Annotated in this window: 2 protein-coding genes and 2 pseudogenes; 1 reads left to right on the forward strand and 3 read right to left on the reverse strand. The window is 73.1% G+C overall.

Features of this window, described 5'->3' with window-relative positions; all coding sequences use genetic code 11:
- From G6021_RS12140 to lspA, 3 genes and pseudogenes are all read right to left on the reverse strand, one after another.
- Window positions 1-294: pseudogene (locus tag G6021_RS12140) on the reverse strand (hypothetical protein); the annotation flags it as partial.
- Window positions 291-1,217 (reverse strand): RluA family pseudouridine synthase, encoded by a 927-nt coding sequence (locus G6021_RS12145; protein WP_182641394.1) that lies wholly within the window; start codon window positions 1,215-1,217, stop codon window positions 291-293. The pseudogene G6021_RS12140 and the gene G6021_RS12145, both read right to left, overlap by 4 nt.
- Window positions 1,210-1,836, reverse strand: coding sequence for a signal peptidase II (lspA, locus tag G6021_RS12150; protein ID WP_182641395.1), 627 nt, complete (start codon window positions 1,834-1,836; stop codon window positions 1,210-1,212). The genes G6021_RS12145 and lspA overlap by 8 nt, the downstream gene beginning before the upstream one ends.
- A gap of 71 nt (window positions 1,837-1,907) precedes the next feature.
- Between lspA and G6021_RS17780 the strand changes: the two are divergent.
- Window positions 1,908-2,242 (forward strand): annotated as a pseudogene (locus tag G6021_RS17780) (hypothetical protein); the annotation flags it as partial.

Consider the following 2,242-nt stretch of genomic DNA (forward strand, 5'->3'; position numbering starts at 1 on the left):
CGCCCGGTCGGCGGACACCAGGGCCCAGCGGTGGTCGTCTGCTCCGGTGGCGGGGTCCTCGTCGTCGTCACCCAGGGAGCTCGCGGCACGCGCCAGGTAGTCGTCGACCACCTCGCCGTTCTCGGGGCCCAGCGCGTCGCTCATCACCCCGGGGCTGCGCGGGAGCTCGGTGCGCAGCGCGGTGAGGACGGCGACCAACGCCAGGACGATCACCACCCCGACACCCGCGATCCTGAGGACCCGCAGGCCGGCCGATCGGGGGGTCGTCCGACCGGTGCCCCGGGGCCTGCTCACGCCGCGCGGAGGGCGTCCAGCGCGTGCTGGAGGTCATCGGGGTACGAGCTCGCGAAGTCCACGCGCTCACCGGTGCCCGGGTGGTCGAACCCGAGCCCCACCGCGTGGAGCCACTGCCGCTCCAACCCGAGCCGCCTCGCCAGCACCGGATCGGCGCCGTAGGTCAGGTCCCCCGCGCACGGGTGGTGCAGGGCGGAGAAGTGCACCCGGATCTGGTGGGTGCGCCCGGTCTCCAGCTTCACCTCGACCAGCGTCGCGGCCTGGTGCGCCTCGAGCGTGTCGTAGTGGGTGATCGAGTGCTTGCCGTCGGAGGTGACCGCGAACCGCCAGTCGCTGGAGGTGTGGCGGCCGATGGGGGCGTCGATGGTCCCGGACAGCGGATCGGGGTGTCCCTGGACCAGCGCGTGGTAGGTCTTGTCGACCGTGCGGTCGCGGAACGCCCGCTTGAGGAGCGTGTACGCGCGCTCGGAGGCCGCGACCACCATCAGGCCGGAGGTGCCCACGTCGAGGCGGTGGACGATCCCCTTGCGCTCCGACGGCCCCGAGGTGGAGATGCGGTACCCGGCGGCCGCCAGCCCCCCGATCACGGTGGGGCCGGTCCAGCCCACGGAGGGGTGGGCGGCCACGCCGACGGGTTTGTCGACGACGACGAGGTCGGCGTCGGAGTAGATGACCGACATCCCCTCCACCGGCTCGGCGACCACCGCCGGTTCGGCCCGCGGGTCGGGCATCTCGACCTCGATCCACGACATCCCGGTGAGCTTGTCGGACTTGCCCACGGCCCGGCCGTCGATCAGCACCTTGCCCTCGCCGGCGAGGTCGGCGACCGCGGTCCGGGAGATCCCGAGCAGGCGGGAGACGCCCGCATCCACCCGCATCCCGTCGAGACCGTCCGGGACGGGGAAGGTGCGCAGCTCACCCATGCGTTCCGCCCACGGTGTCGCCGCCGTCCCCGCCGTCACGACGCTCCGTCGCGGCGGAGTCCTCCGCCACCAACCCACGCGAGCCGTCGAACTCCACGCCCCTGAACACGGCGACGGCCACCACGATCACGCCGACGACCAGACTCGAGTCGGCCACGTTGAACACCGGCCACCACCCGACCGAGACGAAGTCCACCACGTGTCCGCGCAGCACCCCGGGCGAGCGGAGGTACCGGTCGACGAGATTCCCGGCGGCACCACCCAGGATCAACCCGAGTCCCCACGCCCACCACCGCGAGTGGACCCGGCGCGAGAACCACAGCAATCCCAGCACGACCAGTGTCGCCACGATGCTCAGGACGACGGTCGAGCCGGTCCCCATCGAGAAGGCCGCCCCGGGGTTGCGCAGGAGGAGCAGTCGTACGGTGTCGCCGACGATCCGGATCGGGTCCTGTCCCTCGAGTCCCCACACCGCAAGGGCCTTGGTCACCTGGTCCGCCGTCACGATCACCGCGGCGATCATCAGCATGACCACCGGCCCCGCCCTGAAATAGCCGGCACCGGCACCGCCGGGCGTCGTCCCCGTGGCGTCGGACCGCGTCCCGTTGGTCTCCGTCATGCGGTCCAGTATCCCTGATCCCCCGGCGGGGCCGGGTGGCCCGGTGGGTGGACCCTCTAGGATCGGGGGTCGTGAACCCCCGAACACCCCGTGCCTCCGGCCCTTCCCGACCCACGCGAGGCGGTCGCCGACTCCTCGTCACCGCGCTGGCCGCTGCGCTCGTGGCCTCCACGGCCGCGTGCTCGGACGGCGGGGACTCCCCCGGGGACGCGGCGGTCAGCGCGCAGGAGGACCAGGGCCTGGAGCCGGCGGTGGAGGTGGACCCCGGCCCCGCCCCGACGGTCGAGCTCCTCGACGAGGGCTCCGGGGACCTGAGGGTGTTGGCCTACGCCCCCTCGCGTGAGCCCGTGACCGTCGCCGTCACCAGGTCCGCGACGTCTCGCACGACCGTGCCGGGCTCGGAGCC

The sequence above is a fragment of the Dietzia sp. CW19 genome, assembly GCF_014145265.1.
Taxonomy (GTDB): Bacteria; Actinomycetota; Actinomycetes; order Mycobacteriales; family Mycobacteriaceae; genus Dietzia; species Dietzia natronolimnaea.